19 protein-coding genes are annotated in these 19,154 nt (G+C 62.5%); 4 read left to right on the top strand and 15 right to left on the bottom strand.

The genetic code is table 11. The annotated features are described in order from the left end of the window. Positions 1-237: 237 nt before the first annotated feature. The 5 genes from EXZ48_RS24105 to EXZ48_RS24085 form a co-directional block, all read right to left on the bottom strand. Positions 238-1,209: a biotin-dependent carboxyltransferase family protein gene (locus tag EXZ48_RS24105; RefSeq protein ID WP_130518848.1), complete on the bottom strand. Its 972-nt coding sequence runs from the start codon at positions 1,207-1,209 to the stop codon at positions 238-240. Next, positions 1,199-2,074 (bottom strand): allophanate hydrolase subunit 1, encoded by an 876-nt coding sequence (locus tag EXZ48_RS24100; RefSeq protein ID WP_130518846.1) that lies wholly within the window; start codon positions 2,072-2,074, stop codon positions 1,199-1,201. Before EXZ48_RS24100 ends, EXZ48_RS24105 begins: the two co-directional genes overlap by 11 nt. Further along, positions 2,074-3,459 carry an acetyl-CoA carboxylase biotin carboxylase subunit gene (locus tag EXZ48_RS24095; RefSeq protein ID WP_130518844.1) on the bottom strand — a complete coding sequence of 462 codons (1,386 nt, stop codon included), beginning with the start codon at positions 3,457-3,459 and terminating at the stop codon, positions 2,074-2,076. Before EXZ48_RS24095 ends, EXZ48_RS24100 begins: the two co-directional genes overlap by 1 nt. Next, positions 3,456-3,698: an acetyl-CoA carboxylase gene (locus tag EXZ48_RS24090; RefSeq protein WP_023513359.1), complete on the bottom strand. Its 243-nt coding sequence runs from the start codon at positions 3,696-3,698 to the stop codon at positions 3,456-3,458. The genes EXZ48_RS24095 and EXZ48_RS24090 overlap by 4 nt, the downstream gene beginning before the upstream one ends. A gap of 79 nt (positions 3,699-3,777) precedes the next feature. After that, positions 3,778-4,551 carry a 5-oxoprolinase subunit PxpA gene (locus tag EXZ48_RS24085; RefSeq protein ID WP_130518842.1) on the bottom strand — a complete coding sequence of 258 codons (774 nt, stop codon included), beginning with the start codon at positions 4,549-4,551 and terminating at the stop codon, positions 3,778-3,780. A gap of 255 nt (positions 4,552-4,806) precedes the next feature. Between EXZ48_RS24085 and EXZ48_RS24080 the strand changes: the two genes are divergently transcribed. Then, positions 4,807-5,709, top strand: coding sequence for a LysR family transcriptional regulator (locus EXZ48_RS24080; RefSeq protein WP_023513357.1), 903 nt, complete (start codon positions 4,807-4,809; stop codon positions 5,707-5,709). A 49-nt stretch (positions 5,710-5,758) separates the two neighbouring features. Here the strand turns inward: EXZ48_RS24080 and EXZ48_RS24075 are convergent, their stop codons facing one another. The 8 genes from EXZ48_RS24075 to EXZ48_RS24040 all read right to left on the bottom strand — a co-directional run bounded on the left by EXZ48_RS24075 (position 5,759) and on the right by EXZ48_RS24040 (position 13,619). Continuing rightward, positions 5,759-6,217, bottom strand: a complete 459-nt coding sequence (locus tag EXZ48_RS24075) for a YHS domain-containing (seleno)protein (RefSeq protein WP_023513356.1) — start codon at positions 6,215-6,217, stop codon at positions 5,759-5,761. Positions 6,218-6,287: 70 nt separating this feature from the next. After that, the gene (locus tag EXZ48_RS24070; protein ID WP_023513355.1) at positions 6,288-6,812 is read right to left on the bottom strand and encodes a hypothetical protein; all 525 of its coding nucleotides are present in this window, start codon (positions 6,810-6,812) and stop codon (positions 6,288-6,290) included. A 120-nt stretch (positions 6,813-6,932) separates the two neighbouring features. After that, entirely contained in the window at positions 6,933-7,739 is an 807-nt protein-coding gene (locus tag EXZ48_RS24065; RefSeq protein WP_130518840.1) for a PHB depolymerase family esterase, read from the bottom strand. A 2-nt stretch (positions 7,740-7,741) separates the two neighbouring features. Continuing rightward, the gene (locus tag EXZ48_RS24060) at positions 7,742-8,959 is read right to left on the bottom strand and encodes a CaiB/BaiF CoA-transferase family protein (protein ID WP_130518838.1); all 1,218 of its coding nucleotides are present in this window, start codon (positions 8,957-8,959) and stop codon (positions 7,742-7,744) included. Positions 8,960-8,964: 5 nt separating this feature from the next. Next, positions 8,965-10,170 (bottom strand): OpgC family protein, encoded by a 1,206-nt coding sequence (locus EXZ48_RS24055; RefSeq protein ID WP_371687676.1) that lies wholly within the window; start codon positions 10,168-10,170, stop codon positions 8,965-8,967. Further along, positions 10,091-11,719, bottom strand: coding sequence for a thiamine pyrophosphate-binding protein (locus EXZ48_RS24050; RefSeq protein WP_130518835.1), 1,629 nt, complete (start codon positions 11,717-11,719; stop codon positions 10,091-10,093). Before EXZ48_RS24050 ends, EXZ48_RS24055 begins: the two co-directional genes overlap by 80 nt. Before the next feature lie 60 nt (positions 11,720-11,779). Further along, positions 11,780-12,262: a hypothetical protein gene (locus EXZ48_RS24045; RefSeq protein ID WP_130518833.1), complete on the bottom strand. Its 483-nt coding sequence runs from the start codon at positions 12,260-12,262 to the stop codon at positions 11,780-11,782. Between the two features lie 28 nt (positions 12,263-12,290). Beyond that, on the bottom strand, positions 12,291-13,619 hold the full coding sequence (locus EXZ48_RS24040) for a tetratricopeptide repeat protein (protein WP_130518831.1): 1,329 nt from the start codon (positions 13,617-13,619) through the stop codon (positions 12,291-12,293). Positions 13,620-13,995: 376 nt separating this feature from the next. Between EXZ48_RS24040 and EXZ48_RS24035 the strand changes: the two genes are divergently transcribed. Next, positions 13,996-15,291 carry a hypothetical protein gene (locus EXZ48_RS24035; RefSeq protein WP_130518829.1) on the top strand — a complete coding sequence of 432 codons (1,296 nt, stop codon included), beginning with the start codon at positions 13,996-13,998 and terminating at the stop codon, positions 15,289-15,291. Positions 15,292-15,386: 95 nt separating this feature from the next. Here the strand turns inward: EXZ48_RS24035 and EXZ48_RS24030 are convergent, their stop codons facing one another. Beyond that, on the bottom strand, positions 15,387-15,815 hold the full coding sequence (locus tag EXZ48_RS24030; protein WP_130518827.1) for a LuxR C-terminal-related transcriptional regulator: 429 nt from the start codon (positions 15,813-15,815) through the stop codon (positions 15,387-15,389). Between the two features lie 215 nt (positions 15,816-16,030). Continuing rightward, positions 16,031-16,744, bottom strand: a complete 714-nt coding sequence (locus tag EXZ48_RS24025; protein WP_130518826.1) for a bifunctional 2-polyprenyl-6-hydroxyphenol methylase/3-demethylubiquinol 3-O-methyltransferase UbiG — start codon at positions 16,742-16,744, stop codon at positions 16,031-16,033. A 309-nt stretch (positions 16,745-17,053) separates the two neighbouring features. Here EXZ48_RS24025 and EXZ48_RS24020 point away from each other — a divergent pair, with 309 nt between their 5' ends. Both EXZ48_RS24020 and EXZ48_RS24015 read left to right on the top strand, forming a co-directional pair. Continuing rightward, positions 17,054-18,166, top strand: a complete 1,113-nt coding sequence (locus tag EXZ48_RS24020) for an MraY family glycosyltransferase (RefSeq protein ID WP_165909403.1) — start codon at positions 17,054-17,056, stop codon at positions 18,164-18,166. Between the two features lie 17 nt (positions 18,167-18,183). Continuing rightward, positions 18,184-19,017 (top strand): glycosyltransferase family 2 protein, encoded by an 834-nt coding sequence (locus tag EXZ48_RS24015; RefSeq protein ID WP_023514186.1) that lies wholly within the window; start codon positions 18,184-18,186, stop codon positions 19,015-19,017. Positions 19,018-19,154 lie beyond the last annotated feature (137 nt).

The raw sequence follows: 19,154 nt of genomic DNA, 5'->3' as shown, positions 1-19,154 counted from the left end.
CGGCCATTCCCCCCTCAAGGGGGGAAATTGGCAAGAGGCATGAACCTCGCGCAAATTGCAACGCCGGGAATGGACGAAACGGTGCCCCATCCGATCTCCTCTCTCGCGAGGGGGATGGCCGGCAGATCAGAGGGGGGTGCACCCAAAGCATCCGCCGCACCGCAGTCAAAGACCCCGCCCCGTCAGGCGGTCCACGTCTCGTCCTGAGCGCGACGGCCGACCGCATAGCCCCGCCTCCTACGCCAGCGCTTGGCGCAGCTGCACAAGCCCCGCCTGTCGGACTTTCCGCGCCGCCAGCGCCTCTTCCATCGTCACCTTGACGAAGCGCGTCGGCGTGTGCGGCTGGAGTTGGCCGATGAAGTCCATGTCGGCAGAAATGACCGTGCCGACCATGAAATAGCCACCGCCGGAGACAGCGTCGCGGTGCAGGATGATCGGCTCCGTGCCGCCGGGCACCTGGATCGAGCCGTAGGGATAGCAGCTATCGACAATGTTCGAGGGATCCGAGCCCGCGCCGAAAGGCTGGTCGCGTTCGACGAAACCGAGCTTGCGCCCGCCCTTGAAGCGATAGCCCATGCGGTCCGCCTCGTTCGCCACCTTCCATTCGTCGGCGAAGAAGTTTTCCTGCGACTGCTCGGTGACGCGGTGCCAGTAGAGACCGGGCAGCACGCGCAGTTCCGCCGGCAGGCCCGGCTTGCGGCGCAGCGCCTCGGGCACGGTCTTGCCCTCGCTTGCAAGGCTTCCCGCGCCGACCGGCAACTCGTCGCCCGCCGCAAGTGGCCGGCCCTTGAAGCCGCCGAGCGCGCCGATCGGATAGGTCGAGCGACTGCCGAGCGCTTCCGGCACGTCGATGCCGCCGGAGACGGCAATGCAGATGCGCGCGCCGGATTTCAGGAAGTCGAAGGTCAGCGTCTGGCCCGCCTTCACCCTGAAGGCCGTCCAGCCGGGCTGGAGAACGCCGTCCACCTTGGCCGGCATGTCCGCGCCGGTCACGGCGACCAGCGCATCTTCGGAAAATTCCAGCTTGGGACCGATGAACACGGCCTCCAGCCCCGCCGCGCCCTCCTCGTTGCCGACCAGCAGGTTCGCCGCGCGCATCGCGAAACGATCCATCGCCCCGCCGACGGGAATGCCGAGATGGAAATAGCCGGGCCGGCCGAGATCCTGGACGGTGGTCGCAAGACCGTGATGGAGTACCTTAATGGCCATGGAGCATGCCCTCCAGCTTGGCATTGGTGCCGTCGATATCCTTCTGGAAGTCCCTGAGGTCGAAACGCACCTCGCGGATAGGCGGGGCAAAACGGCCCTTGTCGACATCCTCCACCGCCTGGTCATAGGCGTCGCGGTCGATCGGCTTGAACTTCACGATGTCGCCGGGGCGGAAGAACACCATGAAATCGCGGAGATAACTGGTCGTCTGCGTCGGATCGAAGATCGGCATGGGCGTGATGCCGAACATCTGGTAGCCGCCCGCCCCACGCACCGAATAGATGCAGCCGAAGCAGCCGCCATGGCCGACCGTGAGGCGCGGCGTGTCCGTGCGCGGCCTCAGATATTTCGGCACCTGGATCTGCCGCCGGCGCTCCACCATCTGGTACATGAAGGGCAGGCCCGCGACGAAGCCGACCATGGAGACGAACCAGGGCGAACCGGAATGCGCGCCGACGAAATCCTCCACAGAACCGTAACCGTTGATGCGCGCGGCATAGTCGAGATCGGTGCCCGAGGGGTCCTGGTGGCGCTCGCGAAAGCGCATCAGCGTCTCATGCGTGAAGGGATCGTTGTAGAAGACGGGGATTTCGACGATGCGGGTGGTCAGGACAGGTTCGGCCTTCTCCGCCGCCCCCTCGATGGCCTTCACCTCGCGCAGGATGTCGTCGGGGTGGATGATGTCCGGATTGAACTTCACCTGGAAGGAGGCATTGGCCGGGCAGATCTCCGTCACGCCCTTGATGGCGCTCTCGCGCACCCCCTTCGCCATGGACAGGCTCTTGAAGAAGGCTTCCAGCGACATCTCCTCGCTGCATTCGACGAACAGGTGCTCGTCGCCGCCAAATGTGTATCGGATGCTCATCAGGCAACCTCCGCAGTCGCGCCGGCCTTTGCGGCGAAATCGGTTTCAAGCCAATGTTCGAGGAAGCGGGTGTCGAAGGCGCCCCGCGTGACGCTGGCATCGGTGGCGAGCGCCAGATGCAACGGTATGGTCGTCGAAATGCCCTCGATAACGAGACCTTCCAGCGCGCCTTTCAGCCGCGCAAGGCAGGCCTCGCGTGTCTCGCCCCAGACGATCAGCTTACCGACGAGCGAATCGTAGAAGGGCGGGATCGTATAGCCCTCGTAGAGCATGGTATCGAAGCGGATACCCTCGCCCTCCGGCACGACGAGCCTGGTGATCGTGCCCGGCGCCGGCAGAAAACCCCTCGCCGGGTCCTCGGCATTGATGCGGCATTCGATGGCGTGGCCCTCGGCCACAACATCCTTCTGACCGATCGACAGCGGCGCGCCGCCGGCAATGCGGATCATCTCTTCCACAAGGTCGATACCGGTGATCATCTCCGTCACGGGATGCTCGACCTGGATGCGCGTGTTCACCTCGATGAAATAGAAGTCACGCGTCGTCTCGTCATAGAGATATTCCACCGTGCCCGCGCCGCGATAGCTGACCTCCCGCGCCAGCGCCACCGCACTGTCGCACAGCCGCTTGCGCACCTCGGCGGGAAGCAGGAAGGACGGCGCCTCCTCCCAGACCTTCTGGCGGCGGCGTTGCAGCGAGCACTCCCGCTCGAAGCAGTGGACGAAGTTTTCGCCGTCGCCGAGGATCTGCACCTCGACATGGCGGGCCTTGGTGATGACCTTTTCGAGATAGAGCCCGCCATCGCCGAAGGAGGCGAGCGCCTCAGCCGACGCCTGCGGAAAATGTCGTTCAAGATCGGCGAGATCGGCGGCAATGCGGATGCCGCGACCGCCCCCGCCCGCTGCCGCCTTGATCATGATCGGAAAGCCGGTTTTCTCAGCCACGGCCCGCGCTTCCTCAAGGGTCGCAAGCCGCCCGGCGCTGCCGGGCACCGTCGGCACGCCGGCTCTTGCCGCCACTTCGCGCGCGGCCACCTTGTCGCCGAGCAGGCGGATGGCATCGCCTTTCGGGCCGATGAAGATCAGCCCCGCGGCCTCCACCGCATCGGCGAAATCGGCATTTTCCGAGAGGAAACCGTAGCCCGGGTGCACCGCATCGACGCTGGCCGCCTTGGCAGCGTTCACCACCGCCTCGATGTTGAGATAGGATTTCTTCGGCGCCGGCGAACCGATATCGACCGCCTGGTCCGCCAGTTTCACCGCCAGCATGTCCGCATCGGCGGCGCTGTGCACCTGCACGGTGCGAATGCCGAGCGCCTTGGCCGCCTTGATGATGCGAACCGCGATCTCCCCGCGGTTGGCGACGAGGATCGAGCGGATCGTCATGCCTCCACCTCGGCAATCACCTGCCCCGCCATGACCGGCTCCTCGTTGTCGACGAGGAAGGTAATGTTCCTGCCTTCAACGCCCGCCGGCACCTCCTGGAACGTCTTCATCACCTCGATGAGCCCGATCGCATCACCGCTCGAAACGCTGTCGCCATCCGTCTTGAACGGCGGCACGTCCGGCGAGGGCGAACGGTAGAAAGTGCCCGGCAGGGGCGATCTGATCTCGATCTTGCTCATATTGTCTCTCTCCACTTGAACTCTTTGTTGTCACGCACTTGCCGGCGCAAACCGCTTTCGAACGTTTGCCGGAACTGCGTCAGCGCCCGGCCGCCGAGACCGGCGCGATGCGAATGCCGGCCCCCACCAGCGCCTCCCGTATGCGGCTTACAATCTCGAAGGCGCCGAGCGTATCGGAATGGAAGCAGATGGATTCGAAGTCGATAGCGATGTCGTTGCCCTGCACCGTGCGCACCCGGCCCTCCTGGCAGGCGCGCAGCACCTTCTTCGCGATGGTGGCGGGATCCGGCCGGCCGGCATCGCGGGTGAAGACGATGGAGCCGCTGTCATCGTAATCCCGGTCGGCATAGAACTCCCGCACGACCGGCTGACCCGCCTCCTGCGCCGCACGAAACGTCGCCGAGCCGCCCATGCAAAAGATGAAGGCGTTCGGCTCGACGGTGCGCATGTACTGGACGAAAATCTGCGACAGTTCCGGATTGACCGCCATCTCCATGTAGAGCGCACCGTGCGGCTTGACATGTTGCAGGCGCACGCCGTGGCGATGGGCGAATTCCCTGATGGCCCCGACCTGGTAGACGATGTCGTTGACGAGTTCGCGCGCCGTGCCGGCGATCTTGCGCCGGCCAAAACCTTGCAGGTCGTTGTAGCCGGGATGCGCCCCGATGCCGACGCCGTGTTCGGCGGCAAGCCGCACCGTCTCGTCCATCAGGTTGGGATCGCCGGCATGGAAGCCCGCCGCAATATTGGCAGAGCTGATCAGCGGCATCAGCGCTGCGTCGTCTGTATCGCCGACGCGCCAGCGGCCAAAGGCCTCGCCCATGTCGCAATTGATATCGACGACCTCGCGCACTGCTCTACCCTCGCCTGCTGTTTTCCTCGAAAGAAACGCTAGGCGGTTTCAGGGCTTTTGAAAAATTCTATTTTTGCAGATACGAATTCTGAAAATCAGAACAATAAGCCTGCTTTTGTTGCAACGCAGAATCCAAAAAAAACAGTGAGATAACGCAGGAATGCCCAAAACTTTTCGACATCACGCCCAATTCTGCAGCGTGCATTCTGATTTTTCGATACCATGCCACGATAAACCAGAAGAGGAATTGCAGCCGTGACGATCAGCCTCCGCCAGATCCGCTACTTTGTCGCGACCGCCGAGCTCGGCCAGATCTCGCAGGCCGCGGTGGACCTCTCCATTTCGCAATCGGCGGTGACGACGGCGATCAAGGAGCTGGAACGCACGCTCGGCGCCAGCCTGTTCCTGCGCGCCCCGCACGGCATGGACCTGACGCCCGCCGGCCGCCAGTTCCTCTCGCATGCCTATGAGATCCTGAAGAAGGTCGACGAGGCGATGCATCTCAACGTCGTCAGCAGCGAGATCGAAGGTACGCTGACGGTCGCGGCGACCTATACCGTCATCGGCTATTTCCTTCCCCTCCATATCGAGCGCCTGCGCCGCCTCTTCCCGAGGCTCGAGATCCAGCTTTTCGAGTTGAACCGCGAATCCATCGAGGAGGGGCTGCTGAGCAATCGCTACGATATGTCGGTGCTGCTCACCTCGAACATTCTCAACCCGGCCCTGGTGACGGAAAAGGTTTTGAGCTCCACCCGCCGCCTCTGGCTCCCCGCCCAGCACCCGCTGCTGCAGATGGAAACCGTCGGCTTCAAGGAGATTGCCGAGGAACCCTACATCATGCTGACGGTGGACGAGGCCGCCCATTCCGCCCTGAAATACTGGAGCGCCACCCCCTACCAGCCGCGCGTCATCCTGCGCACGTCGTCCGTGGAAGCCGTGCGCTCTCTCGTCGCCAATGGCCAGGGCGTCGCCATCCTCTCCGACATGGTGCACCGCCCCTGGTCGCTGGAAGGCCGCCGCATCGAAACCGTCAACATCGCCGACCCCGTGCCCGCCATGGATGTCGGCCTCGCCTGGCGCCGCAACATGGAGCTCACCCCACCCATGCTCGCCTTCCGCTCCTATTTCCAGCAGGTGTTTCACCTGCCGGAACGGTAGTATTGCGGCAAACCTCGACACCGGAATTGAGTGACCGCCAAGCGGCTGCCTAAGGCTCCGCCTGCACCTTCACCTCGCCCCAGTTTTCATCCGCCTTTTGGATGTAGCCTTTGGTATCCTTGCTCCAGAGCGCTTTGATATCGTCGTTGTAGTTCAGGTAGAGCTTTCCATCGACGATACTGAAGGCCTGCGGTTCGGTGGGCGCCTTGTAACCTTTCGCGGTGCCATAGGCGCAGTAGCCGCCATATTGCGGGACATAACGCACGGGATCGCGCAGGAACGCCTCCCGGTTCGCCGCGGTAGAGAAATGGAAAATCGCCCCCTTGTAGGGAGCGGAGAATGCGCTCGACCCCTTCACGGGGCCGCCTTCGGTGAAGTAGGCGACTGCATCATATCCATTGATCGCAACGCCTTCCTTCGAAAACACCTCTCCTGCCTTCGCCAATGCGGGCGACAGCACGGATGCAAGGCAGACGACGGTAGGAATGAGAACGCTGGCCTTCAACATGGGTGGTCCTTTCGTTGATTTCCGATTGTTGCCGGTTCCGGCAGCTGGAGGATAAGGCGCTTTGTGGTGCCTATTGTGCGCACCTCGACAGGGCGGCGAGCGCTTCGAGTTCGCGAATGCGGGCTTCCTTGTCCGTTGGGGCGACGAACAGCGAGAGAGCGTCGTCGGGCGAACGGGAAACACACCAGAATGCCAGCGAAAACAACGCGGGTGTCATGGCGCTCGCCAAGGCGGGTTCCCGCCGCTTTCCCGGCATCTCGAGCTCCAGGCCTCCCCAGATCGTCAGGTCGCATCCATCGCCGACGCTACAGCGCAAGATCGCGCCTACGGATCGGCCCGGCGCACGCCGCACGGCCAGCGATACCTCCGCATCGACATGCAGGCGGATCGTCGAGGGGGCCATCACATGCGGCAGCGTGCCAAGACCGGTCGTTGCCTGAAGGGGAGCGTCGGGGCACGCGATCGAGAGCGACCTTTGCAATTGAATGAAGTGGGCAAGGCTCGGGTTCAGCGTCTGCCCCCACGGACTTGTCCCTTCCCCAAAAAGCCGGACGACACCGCGACCCGAATGGAATTGCGACTTCGATTGCAGCACAAGACGCTCCTTTGTCTCGATGCCGGAACGGCTGCCTGCCGCCCCGGCTCACTGCAACAGCTACGGTCCCGGACAGGAATTTGTTACAGGCCGGTGGGCATTTCCGGCAGACGATCGGCGCTATTTCGGAAACCCGACAGCCGTCAGGCCGGCATCCAGCATGTCGGCGCGCGCCTGGTGTCCGCCGCCATGGATGCACATGGTGCTGCTGCCCCTGAGGCAGCCGGGCGCGACCGCACAATCGATGCCGTCAAGGGTGATCCTTGTTCTTGCTTCATCCTCGCACAGCGCCCGTCGGCGCAGGATGGCCACACTCTTGTAGGCGTCGCCCTGATGACGCGTCGCGCCGATGGCTCGACCGGAAAGCGGAAAGGTCCGGTCAGCGGTGCCATGGAAATGGATCATCGGCGGGATCTCCGCCACGCACTCTTCCGGCCGCGGCAAGGGGTTCCAGAAGACGCCTGAAAACGTCACCATCGCCGCCGCCTTCTCCCCCTGCTGGCAGGCCGTGTACCACGCCATGGATGCACCGATGGAGAACCCGCCGATCACGATCTTGTTCGCCGTGAAGCCGTCGCGCGCCGAAAGGTCACCGAGAACCTCGGCAATGAAGGCTTGCTCATCCCGGCCCGTCCACGCTCCATTGGGAAAGGACCAGCCGCCCTTCGTTCCATCGACGGCGACATAGGCCAGATGGTGAGCGAGCGTGGTGGCCATAAGGGAGGCCTGCTGCATCTGCAGCTCTGCGGACCCCTTGAAGCCATGGAAATACACATAGGCGCCACGAACATCCCCGTCCTCGGGCATGGCGATCCTGTAGTTGCCGGAGGGAACCATCCGCATAACCGGCTCGGCGCCAAGCGCGTCTGCGACACTGACAGAAGCCGCCATGACGAGAGCAAGGGCAAGGAGAGAGCGATGCAGCATGATCACGGTTGTCTTTCAGCAGCAGCCTCGGCCAGAGCAAGCTCGGCCATGATTTCGTCTCCATGCTCCCCGACATGCGGTGGCGGGCGATCGAACCGAACTGGCGTTGCCGACATCTTCAAGGGGTTTCCGAGCAGACGCAGGGTTCCACCGTCACCAGCCGGCATCTCGACCACCATGTCGCGCGCGACCGTGTGCGGGTCGGACAGAACCTGATCGATCGTCGCAACGCGTCCCGCGGGTATGCCCGCCGCGACAAGCCGGCGTTCCCAGGCCTCGGCCCCGTCCGCCTTCAGCGCATCCGAAAGGATGCCGTCAAGCGCGTCCATATGGATGACACGATCCCGGTTGCGGCGGAACCGTTCGTCTAGGGCGAGGTCGGGAAGGCCCAGCTCGACGCAGAAGCGGGCAAACTGCTGGTCGTTGCCGACCGCAATCGCAATCTCCCCGTCGGCAGTCCCGAAGGTCTGGTAGGGCGCGATGTTCGGGTGCCGGTTGCCGATACGACCGGGCACCTTGCCCGACACGAGATGGTTGGTGGCCGCGTTGATCAGCCAGGCGACCTGCGCGTCATAGAGCGCCAGGTCGATATATTGGCCTTCGCCGGTCGCGTCGCGGTGGCGAAGCGCGGCAAGGATGCCGACCGCCGCGTACATGCCGCACATCACGTCGGCGATACCGAGGCCGACCTTCACCGGCCGCCCGCCAGCCGTATCGCTCTCTCCGGTGATGCTCATGATGCCGCCCATCGCCTGGATGAGGAAGTCGTAGCCGGTGCGATCGGAATAGGGACCTGTCTGGCCGAAACCCGAAATCGAACACCAGACGATGTCGGGTTTGATCCCCCGGATAACCTCGTAGCCGAGGCCACGCCTGTCGAGGTCGCCCGGCTTGTAGTTCTCGATGACCACGTCGGAAACGGCCGCAAGCCGCTTGACAAGGGCCACGCCGTCCGTCGTTGCAAGGTCTATGGCGATGGACCGCTTGTTGCGGTTGGCGGCAAGAAAATAGGCACTGAGATCGCTGTCTTCCCCATCGGCACCGGGCACGAAGGGAGGCCCCCAGCTTCGCGTGTCGTCGCCTGCCCCGGGACGCTCGACCTTGATGACATCCGCACCGAGATCCGCGAGGAGCTGGGTGCAGGTCGGCCCGGCAAGGATGCGGGAGAGATCGAGAACACGAAGCCCCGCAAGGCTGCCGGCCGTCTGGCTGCTGGACATGATGTTCACGCTCTCCACGGCAGGGTCTTGAACCAGCCAACGAGGTAGGCCGTCGCGATCAGGCCGGTAAAACCGGCGATGTTGCCTGCGGCCTCCGCCAGCGGGCCGCGCCCCGCGGCATCAAGAACGATGCCGATCCCCTGTGCCAGCACCATGCCGGTCACGAAGACGGCAAGCGATTGCTGCCCGACGACGCTGACCGCACGGACGACCGGTCCCTTGAGGCGCCGCCCCCTTTCCCCGACCACATGGACGGCGATGTAGGCAAGAGCGGAAAAATGGACGAAGCGCAGGAGGCCGAACTGCGTCTTGTCCGTCAGCGGCGCCAGGTCGACGGCAATCCGGCGCAGAAAGGGTTCGGCATCCAGAAGAATATACCAGGCGAAAGGCACGGTGGCGACCACGCACAGGACGGCGAGCGCCAGCAGGCGCCGGCTTCTCCTCGGCGGTTGAATGCTGCCGCGCATGATGAAGAAGCCGGTGAAGAAGAGAAGCTGCCATCCGAGCGGATTGAGAAACCACTGCCGATCGGACCAGGGCTCGGCCGAAAAGCGGGCATAGCCGAATTGCGCCAGAAGCCACAGGCCGACCATGACGACGAATGGCAAGGCACGATGTACCCGCTCGGCGAAAAGCATCACCGGCAGCAGGGCCAGGATGACGATATACATCGGCAGGATATCGAAATAGTTCGGCACGTAGCGCAGGGTCAGAAGGCCGACGAGAAGCTCACCGGGATCCTCGATGAACGGGATCAGATTGAGCTGGCCGAGATAGGAGTTTCCGGTGGGCGCTGTGCCCACGGCCGTCATCAGGGCCACCACCACGATGAAGACGATCACATGTGCCCAATAGATCTGCCAGATGCGTTGTCCGGTGCGGGCAATCAACGCCGAGGCGCCGTTGCGGTCGAACGTCGTGCCGAAGGCGATCGCCGAGGCCATGCCCGAAAGAAAGACGAACATCTCGGTGGCATCGGAAAAGCCGAAACGTGCAGGTATCCACAGCGCCCATCGGTCGTTGGGAATGTGTGCCAGAAGGATGATCAGCATGCCCACGCCACGAAAGAAATCGAGCCGCGGGTCGCGCTCTCGCTTGAGGGCGCGTCCGGTGGAGAACGCCCCCTTCGTCTCAGAACGCTCCGTCGTAGTCGGTGACGTCGAACTTGCAGGCGATGAGGGTGAAGTTTTGCCGTATGCCGGCAGCCTCAAGCTCGTCACGTAGCTCATCGGGATTCTCCACGGAAACACCATGCCCTCCGAAACCGCGGGCGATGGTGGCAAAGTCGGTTTCGCCGAGCTTGACCCCGGCGGTTCGCAGGCCGGCGCCGGCCTGTTTCAGTTCGATCAAAGCGAGACTGCAATCCTGGAAGACGACGATCGTCAGCGGCAGGCCAAGATCGCGCACGGTGGCAAGCTCACCGATCCCCATTTCCAGGCCGCCATCGCCCATGACCGCAAAGACCCGGCGTGCCGGATCGGCAGTCCTTGCCCCGATTGCGAGCGGCAACGCCGCATTCATCGTGCAGAAACCAGCCGATTGCAGCAGCGTCAGCGGCCGCTTCGCCACCCATTTCTGCGACAGCAGGATGCGATGCGCACCGCTATCGACAGCGACAACGGAATCAGGGCCTGCAGCCGCATTCAACTGGTTGACGATGGCATGCGGTCCCCAGGATTTCCGCGTGGAGAAAAGCCGCAGCAGATAGGCCCTGACGCTGGCGGGCTCCCCGCCCGGCCAGGAGCCGCGGCTTTCAAGGCACGGGTTGAGCCCCTCAAGAAACGCGGCGGGTGCAGCAGCAATCCGCGTGCCGGCATGATGCATGCCATGGCTTGGAGCCGCCATGCCGATATCGACCAGGATCGACTGATCGCTGACGAAATCCAGCCAGCCGAGACGCATCTCGATCGGATCATAGCCTATCAGGAGGACAAGATCGGCCTTGCCGGCAAGATCCAGAAGAATGCGGTCCGCCAGCGGAGACAGGCCCGCGCCACCGAGACAAAGCGGATGGTCTTCCGGGATCACGCCCTTTGCCTTGTAGGTCGTTATGACGGGCGCACCGATGCTTTCCGCAAGTCGTTGAAGCCCGTCTCCCGCCGCCCCACGCGCCGCCTCGAACCCAGCGATGATCAGCGGCCGCTCCGCCTTCCGGATCTTCTCCGCCAGCAAGCCCACGGACACATCTTTGCTCGCCACGGCCGGTGCCAGAAGGACAGGGGAAAGGACGATCGCCGTCCGCGGCGCAGCTGCGGCAGCAACCGACGGCGACAGATCGAGATGCACCGGCCCCTTCGGCTCCGCCGTGGCGATCGCGATGGCGCGCGCCACCGTCGAGGAGGCGCTTTCAGGCTCGATCTCGAAGGAGGCTTTGACCAGGGGACGCAGAAGCGCACCATGGTCGATGACCTGATGCGTGTAGCGCGCCCTGGTCGGCCGGTCGACAATCCCGGAGAGGACAATCAACGGAATACGCTCCTGGGCGGCATCGGCGATGCCGTTGACCGCGTTGGCAAGCCCCGGGCCCACCGTCGTGACCAGCAGTTCCGGATTGTCCGTCATGGCGCTCGCGCCGGCAGCCATGATCGCGGCCGCCGTCTCGTGTCGGGCGAGGTGGAACGCAATACCGGCCAGGCCAAGGCCATCCAGGAGCGTGACGACCTCCCCGCCCGGCATGCCGAATGCGTGGCGAACGCCATGGGCATGAAGTGTCGCGGCAACGACGTCCGCGACCCGGAGCGTCGAGTTCTTGTCGGGCATTTTGGATTCTCTACGGTTGCAGGCCGATGGACTGTTGCCGGAACACCTTCGGCAAGGTTCCTATCGCTCGACGGCGCGCACGACGAAGGCAACTACGATGCCGAACAGGACATGGCCGACCAGCGAAGCCCAGGTCAGCGTGATGAAGCCGAGAAACGGCGGGAAACCGGCAATGAGATACGCCATGACATAGAGCGCGAAGACCCAAAGCCCGATGCCAAAGCCGATGCCCGTGAGGAGGAGCGGCAGTTTCGGCAGGATCAGGCGCTGCAGCGGCCGGGCAATGAACAGATACCCGATCGGATAGAAGACGATGCCGACGATGGCGTGGATGACCTCCGCAAGCAGCAGGTTGTTGAAGCCGAACACCGACTGAACAAGGGCCGCCGGCTGCAGAGGACCACCGACCCACAGCGGCGTGATCAGGCGCGCCCAGATTTCCCAGGTGATGTCGGCAGCAAGCCCCGCAAAAAGGACTGTTCGCACAAGACCCGGCCGGATTTCCGGAAAGATGGCTGCCTTGTTCATTTCCATCATCGACATGACTGTTCTCCGTGTTGGGCGATGTGTTTCAGGCCGAAAGGCGCATGCCGACCGAACGCTCGATCGACTGGAAGAGCTGATCGTCCGCCTTCAGCCTCTGGCGGATCCGGCCGATCCTGGAGACGGTAGCCCCGTCGCCGCCCTTGCCGACGGCCTTTGCGAGGGCGAGGACGAAGAAATCACGCTGGGCATTGCTGCCGCCGATCTTCGGCAGGTTGGCGACCATGCGGTCGATGCTCTGGCGATCGGCCGGCGCATCGAGCCCGGCGAGGATGCGCGCCATCGGCACACCGATTTCTGCGGCGACCCGCGCCTGGTCACCCTTTCCCCACGCCTTGAAGTCGATTTCCGAAACCAGCTCCCGCACACCGCGATGATCGCCGGCCGCAACCATGGCCGCCAGATTGTGGAGCGCCGCGAAGACCAGGGTCGTATCCCGGCGGCGCCCATGGGCGACCTCGGCTAGCTGCGCCCAACGCTCCCCGACATGAACACCGGACTGCTCGAGACGCCACAGGAGGGACACCGCATTCGCCATATCGCGGAAGTCGTCGGTCGGCTGCGGCCGAACCTCGTCATCGTAGATTTGCAGCACACGCTCGTGATCACCACCCTCTAGATGCAGAAGGCCGAGATGCCAGGCCATGTGGAATGAAAAATTGTTGCAGCGCGACCAGGTGCTGCGGCTGTTTTCGAGCCAGTCGATGCCCGGCCGCGTGTCTCCCCGCATTTCGAACACATGGGACACGGCATGCAGCCCCCATGCGTCATCGGGTTGCAGCGCCACTGCCCGCCGGCCGACCCGCAACGCTTCGTCATAGCGCCCGTGTTCCTCCAGCGAAAAGGCATGGCAACCGAGAATGAACCCGGCCGCCTTGCTTGCCGGATCGAGACGCAGGGCCGCACGGCTGCTGGCAGCAAGCATACCGGCCTGATCGCCCGCCATGAAACGGAGGGCGTGGGAAAGCTTGAACGGCAGGAACGTGGCCGGGCGCGTCTCGAAACCATCCTCGAGCATGTCCGCGGCGTGGCGGAACCAGCCCCGTGTCGCCGCCTCCAGGGCCTCCACGAGGGTCCGCTCATCCGTCGAGCCGCCCTTCTTCTTCGCCAGCGCCTTGCGCGCATCGGCAAGCGCCGTCTTTGTTGTCGGAAGCAGCTCCGAGCGGGCCAGGATGAGATTGGCAAACCCCTTCAATGCGTGGGACGGCACATGATCGGGATCCGCCAGGAGCACTTTCTGCAGTCCAGCAGCTGTATTCGGGCGATGCGCCGCAAGCCCGAATACAGCATTTTCGAAAGCTCTTTGCGCTTCGTGACTGTCTGTCGTGGTCACGAGACCGTATGAATCTATGCTCATCAAGTCACTCCGTAGAGAAGAGGCGGCCGCGCCCTCCTGATCTTCAAGAACGGCGACCGACAAATGCACCTACGTGGGCAACAAGAGCGCTGTTACAGCGCTTTTGTATTTTTTTGAAAGTGATGCGCCACTCGATACTGAAAACTATCTCCGATTGTACGATCGCCAGTCATTTCCCCGTCGCAGGCACGCCAGCCACCTTCGACAGTGGCGTTCAGACCAGTGCAAGACAGATTGAGTGCCCTTTGTGCCTCGCCTTAAAGCGGAACACGCCGGCGCGAGACGGAGGTGCCGGTGGTCCGCTACGTCGAATGGCTGTGTTGCGCTACCGGCGTTCCGTCGCAATCATGGCGATACGAAAGGCCGGAGGTTCGCCATGGCATGGATCGGCACAGTGCTTCTCCTGCTGACCTCCCTTGCCTTTCTGGGCTGGGGGCTTTGGAAACGTGGCGGCTTCTACGGCTTTCCGTTTCTCGCCGCCGCCATGTTCCTGACATTCGTCCTGCCGCAGATCCCTGGCCTCATCAACGACCGCTTCATGCCGCAGGACGGCGCCCTGACGCGCGCAATCTTCTTTTCCTGGTTGTGTCTTGTGATGTGCGCCATCGGCTGGGAGGTGGGGCGGCATTCGAAATTGGGCTGGGACGCCAACTTCAGCGAAAAGCGGCTGCTTGCCTGCTCCGCCGCGCTGTCGCTGATCGGCGCCTACTTCTTTCACAAGTTCGGCCAGCTCGACGATGAGCAGCGCCTCCGTGGTTTTCTCACCGGAACCGCCGTCGCATACCTCTTCTTCGCCAAGCTCCTGACCTACGGACTTGCAATCGCGCTGCTGTGTTTCGCACGCCGACGTTCGTCGATGGCGCTGTGGATCATTCTGTTCGACCTCGTGTTCTATTTTGATCGCATCGTGATCGCCGGGCGGCGTGGCGAGACCGCGGAACTCGCTTTGATGATAGCGCTCGCGCTCTGGTTTCACCGGGGATATGCCGTACCTCGGTATGTCGTGGCATCGAGCCTGGTCTTCGCCGTTGTCGGCCTGCTCGCCGCCGGCGAATACCGTGCGGCGACCTACTATAGCGGGGCGCCGAACTGGCGTGCAGTCCTCGACATCAACCTTGCGGAAAACTGGAACAAGCTCATCAAGGAAGGCGGACCGGAATTCCGCAATCTGGCCTTCTCGCTTTCCTACGTCTCCGAAAACAACGCCTATGACTACGGCTCGACCCACTGGAACACGCTGGTTCATTCTTATGTGCCGGCCCAGCTCATCGGTTCGGCACGCAAGGAAGCACTCTATTTTCGAAACCCTGTGCGCTACGCGGTCGGTTACGAACCGGCACCAGGAACGACGCCAACGGGCATGATGGATGCCTTCGCCTCGTTTTCCTACTTCGGATGCTTGAAATTCGCGCTGGTCGCCTTGCTGCTGGCAGGCATCTACTCGTGCGCCATGCAGGGCAACACGGCCATGCAGCTGCTTTACATGTTGTCCGCCATACCGGGCATGCTTGTCGTGACGCATTTCACGAACGAGATCGCCATCGCCTGGGTACACACTGCGCTCTTCATGATACCGGTGCTTCTGATCGCCCGGATCCCGGCTACACGCGCAACGCGCGATTGTCCTTCACCTGTTGTGGAAAAGCGCCACGGCCTTCATTTGCAGGGATAAAGTTACAGGAAAACTCGAAATACTACCAAGCTCTCGGTAGCTTTCTCAAGAGATATGGGGGGGGATAACCGTATCTCGAAGGAAGCCGGCATCGGCTAAAGCTGCGCGAAGAAAACTTCCATAAGCTGCGCAATCCCGTGGGTTCCGGTTTTCTGGTAAATTCGGTGTATGTGCGCTTCGACGGTTCTTGGATGAATGCCAAGACGCTCAGCGATGGTCTTTGCCGAGCGCCCCTCCACCAGTTCCATGAGAATCTCATGCTGGCGCCGAGACAAAGTGGACAGGAGATTGTTGCTCACTCGCGCAGCAGCCACCCGCGACTGGTCAATTATATATAAGCATAGTCTTTTCCCATTTATTTCGAAGAATGGCCCGATCTGAGATGGGACATCTACTTCACTTATCCCTTTATTGTCTAATTCTTGAGCAATTGCCCTGAGAATTTCAGAGATTTTCTTCGCGACACCGACAGTAGCGATGGCTTTTTCTGGCTCCAGGGTCAGAGCAATTTGTCGCGATTTCATCTATGACTCCCGTGTGATCGTCATCGACAGGATAAGGCATACTCAATAACGTGAACGGAGGCTTATTTATTCACCAAAGAGAGCAAAACATCCTGTTTGCGGTTCAGCGGCCCATTTGCAGAAATACGATAGCCGGAGGATGGTTTTACAACCAAAGGCAAACCGATCTTTGGAAGACTGCAAAATACCGGACCCAACTTCGATCACTCGGTATTTTATCGTTCGGCCTTGCGCGCCATCGCCATCAGCGTCCAGCCCCAGTCACGCCGTTCCAGAAGGTCGCGCCAACGATCACCGACCATCGTCTTCAGGACATTGTTCAGCCTCTGGCTTGCCAGGATGCGGCGCAGGCCCCTGTGGGCGACGGGAGTGGCGGAAACGAGCCGCTCGACGTCGAAGCAGGCTTCCAGCAGCTTTTGAAGCTCGTTTCGGTCCACCCAGTTGCGCAACTGCCCCGGTTGGGGCGGCGGGATATGGCAACGCTGGGTGAGAACGGTCCTGTTCTGTGTGGCGAGCAACAGGATGCCGCCCGGTCTCAGCAACCGCATGATCCCGGCAATGAACGCCGGCTGGTCAGCAATATGCGAGAGAACTTCAAGGCTCACCACGACGTCATAGGCTTCCTCGGAAAGAGGCAGCGCAGCAAAATCGCCCGCGATGAACTTGATATGGGGCCACCTGAGCTGCGCGCGCCGCAGCACGTCATCCGACAGATCAGTGCCGGTGACCCGGCCGAAGCGCGCGAGATGCGGACAAAGCCATCCCGTGCCGCAACCGACTTCGATGATATTCAGGTCGTCGCGACCAAGCGTGCCCAGCCAGTCCAGAACGATCTCAGCTTGACGGCGTGATATCTCGCCGACGCGCGCCTCGCGGTTTTCGGCGTTCCATGCATTCCAGAACGTGCGCTGGCTCTCGATCGTGTCCATGGGGCGAGCATGCGGGTGCCGCCGAAGGCGCGCCATCTGTCCTTTCGGCGCAGCGCCTTGCGCCATTGGTGGTAAGGCGGCTCCTCAGCCAAACCGGCGGCAAAACCGATGGAATACGAGGCTGGAGCGTCGAAGGTGGTGGCCGCATATGCCCTCCCTTCGGCCAAAAGGCGGAGTGTCTGGCGGAAACGAGGTAGAAAACCAGAGCGTGCAAACATCTTCCGGTACTTTACCAATTGCACCTTCCCCCTTTGCTGGAATTTTCAGCCCCTGGGGTCTCTCGCTATGCTTCATCGTCGGCCAAACACCGTGATGACGAAGGGTGAGCGCCGCAACAAGGGGGATCCGATGGTTTTCCTGCTGCTTGAAAGTTCAGCTTCCCTTGCCTTGAGTGCCTTTCTGATCGTTTTCCTGCGCCGGCTCGCAATTCCGCTGCACCTGATCGATCTGCCGGATCATCGCAAGATCCATGAGGGCGCCATTCCGCTTTGCGGCGGTATCGCGATCTTCCTGTCTTTTGCAGGGATTACCCTTCTGTCAGGCCCCTTGAGCCTCGGGCTCGGCTTCTGGGTTGCAATGGGCCTGATCACGATCCTCGGCGTCGCCGACGACCGGTTTACCTTGCCTGCCCGCACCCGCTTCCTGGCACAGGTGCTGATCGCGCTGGCCCTGATCACCACGGAAGGTCTTGGCCGGCTTTCCCTCGGCGATCTCCTGCCGCCGGAAGCGATCGGGGGCGCGGCAGGCCTTTTCATCCTCTCCGCCACATTCATCGTCGGGCTGGTCAACGCCTGGAACATGATGGACGGCATCGACGGTCTTGCGGGCGGCAGTGCCGTCGCCGCTTTGGTCTGGATCCTTCTCCTTGTGGTGCATCTCAACGAGGAGGGACTTGTCTTCCCGGTCATGGCGCTCATCGCGGCGATAATCGGCTTCCTGATCTTCAATGCACGGAGCCCGTGGCGGCCGAAGGCCGCCGTCTATCTCGGCGATGCCGGCAGCACCACCCTGGGAGCGATCATCGCCTATCTCGTCCTGCGCCTTTCCGGCGGGACGGACGACCTGCCTTTTCCGGTTCTTCTGTGGCTGGTCATCATCCCCGTCACCGACACGCTCAGCCTGATGGTGCGCCGCATGCTGGACCATCGCAGCCCGATGTCAGCCGACCGCCGGCATCTGCACCACCTGTTGATCGATACCGGCCTTTCGCCGGCCGCGGCAAGCTACACCATCATCGTGGTGTCGTTCCTGTGCGGCGGCGTCGGCTATCTCGGTCTGGTCGCCGGCGTGCCGGCATCGGTGATGACGATCGGTCTCTTTTTCGTCGCTTTCGCCCACACGGCCTTCGTACTGGCCGTCGAAGCCTCGGTTCGCCATCGCCTCCACCGCATCGTGCGGCCCTCGATCAATCTGCATCCGTGAAAGGCGGGAACGCGCCCATGTCGATTTCCGTGCTGATCATGACGCTGAACGAGGAGCGGAACCTGCCCGCTTGCCTTGCCTCGCTGAATTGGTGTGACGACATCGTGGTGCTCGATTCCTACAGCACCGACCGGACGGTGGATATCGCACGTGCTGCAGGCGCGCGCGTCTACCAGCGGGTACACGACACGGAATCCGGACAGCGCACCTATGGCTTGAAGGAGATCGCGTACAAATACCCCTGGGTCTACACGCCTGATGCCGACGAGATCACACCGCCGGACCTGCGCGACGAGATGCTGGCGATCGCCCGCGATCCGACGCGGCCGGAGACCTCCTACCGCATCCGCTACAAGAACATGTTCATGGGGCGCTGGATCAAACACAGCAGCCTCTATCCGACCTGGATCACCCGCCTCGTTCGGCCGGACTGCGTACGCTACGAGCGGGAAGCGCATTCGCGCTGCTTTTCAGACGGTCCGGAAGGGCGTCTCAACGCACATTTCATCCACTACAGCTTCAACAAGGGCATGACGGCCTGGTACGAGAAACACAATCGCTACTCCTCCTCCGAGGCACGCGAGACGGTCGTCAGCCTGCGCGAGAAGCATGTTCCCTGGCGCGACGTGCTGAGCCGTGTTCCGGAAACGCGCAGGCGCGCCCTGAAGGAACTCGCCATGCGGCTGCCCTTCCGCCCCGCCGCACGCTTCCTCTACATGTACGTCCTGCGCGGCGGCTTCCTCGACGGGCGGGAAGGCTACCACTACTGTCGTCTGCTTGCGGCCTACGAATACATGATCGTCATCAAGACCGAGGAACTGCGACGACGCGAAAGTGGCCTGCCGGTCTGATCAGGGTCAGGGGAGGCCTCCCGTCTCCCAAGGCCGCCGTCAGGAGTAGGAAGGACGAGGCTCCGGCTCCTGACGGTCGCACCTTTTGGACACGATGAGCTGGTGCAGTCGTTTCACATCGAGGAGACCGTTCGCCC

The organism is Shinella sp. JR1-6, from assembly GCF_004284735.1.
In the GTDB taxonomy this organism is placed as follows: domain Bacteria; phylum Pseudomonadota; class Alphaproteobacteria; order Rhizobiales; family Rhizobiaceae; genus Shinella.
This window is presented reverse-complemented; position numbering and strand designations above follow the sequence as displayed.

Bases quoted from the DNA above. Each gene is read 5' to 3' on its own strand.
- EXZ48_RS24105 (WP_130518848.1), bottom strand. From the start codon at position 1,209: ATGGCCATTAAGGTACTCCATCACGGTCTTGCGACCACCGTCCAGGAT.
- EXZ48_RS24100 (WP_130518846.1), bottom strand. From the start codon at position 2,074: ATGAGCATCCGATACACATTTGGCGGCGACGAGCACCTGTTCGTCGAA.
- EXZ48_RS24095 (WP_130518844.1), bottom strand. From the start codon at position 3,459: ATGACGATCCGCTCGATCCTCGTCGCCAACCGCGGGGAGATCGCGGTT.
- EXZ48_RS24090 (WP_023513359.1), bottom strand. From the start codon at position 3,698: ATGAGCAAGATCGAGATCAGATCGCCCCTGCCGGGCACTTTCTACCGT.
- EXZ48_RS24075 (WP_023513356.1), bottom strand. From the start codon at position 6,217: ATGTTGAAGGCCAGCGTTCTCATTCCTACCGTCGTCTGCCTTGCATCC.
- EXZ48_RS24065 (WP_130518840.1), bottom strand. From the start codon at position 7,739: ATGCTGCATCGCTCTCTCCTTGCCCTTGCTCTCGTCATGGCGGCTTCT.
- EXZ48_RS24060 (WP_130518838.1), bottom strand. From the start codon at position 8,959: ATGTCCAGCAGCCAGACGGCCGGCAGCCTTGCGGGGCTTCGTGTTCTC.
- EXZ48_RS24050 (WP_130518835.1), bottom strand. From the start codon at position 11,719: ATGCCCGACAAGAACTCGACGCTCCGGGTCGCGGACGTCGTTGCCGCG.
- EXZ48_RS24045 (WP_130518833.1), bottom strand. From the start codon at position 12,262: ATGTCGATGATGGAAATGAACAAGGCAGCCATCTTTCCGGAAATCCGG.
- EXZ48_RS24040 (WP_130518831.1), bottom strand. From the start codon at position 13,619: ATGAGCATAGATTCATACGGTCTCGTGACCACGACAGACAGTCACGAA.
- EXZ48_RS24035 (WP_130518829.1), top strand. From the start codon at position 13,996: ATGGCATGGATCGGCACAGTGCTTCTCCTGCTGACCTCCCTTGCCTTT.
- EXZ48_RS24030 (WP_130518827.1), bottom strand. From the start codon at position 15,815: ATGAAATCGCGACAAATTGCTCTGACCCTGGAGCCAGAAAAAGCCATC.
- EXZ48_RS24025 (WP_130518826.1), bottom strand. From the start codon at position 16,744: ATGGACACGATCGAGAGCCAGCGCACGTTCTGGAATGCATGGAACGCC.
- EXZ48_RS24015 (WP_023514186.1), top strand. From the start codon at position 18,184: ATGTCGATTTCCGTGCTGATCATGACGCTGAACGAGGAGCGGAACCTG.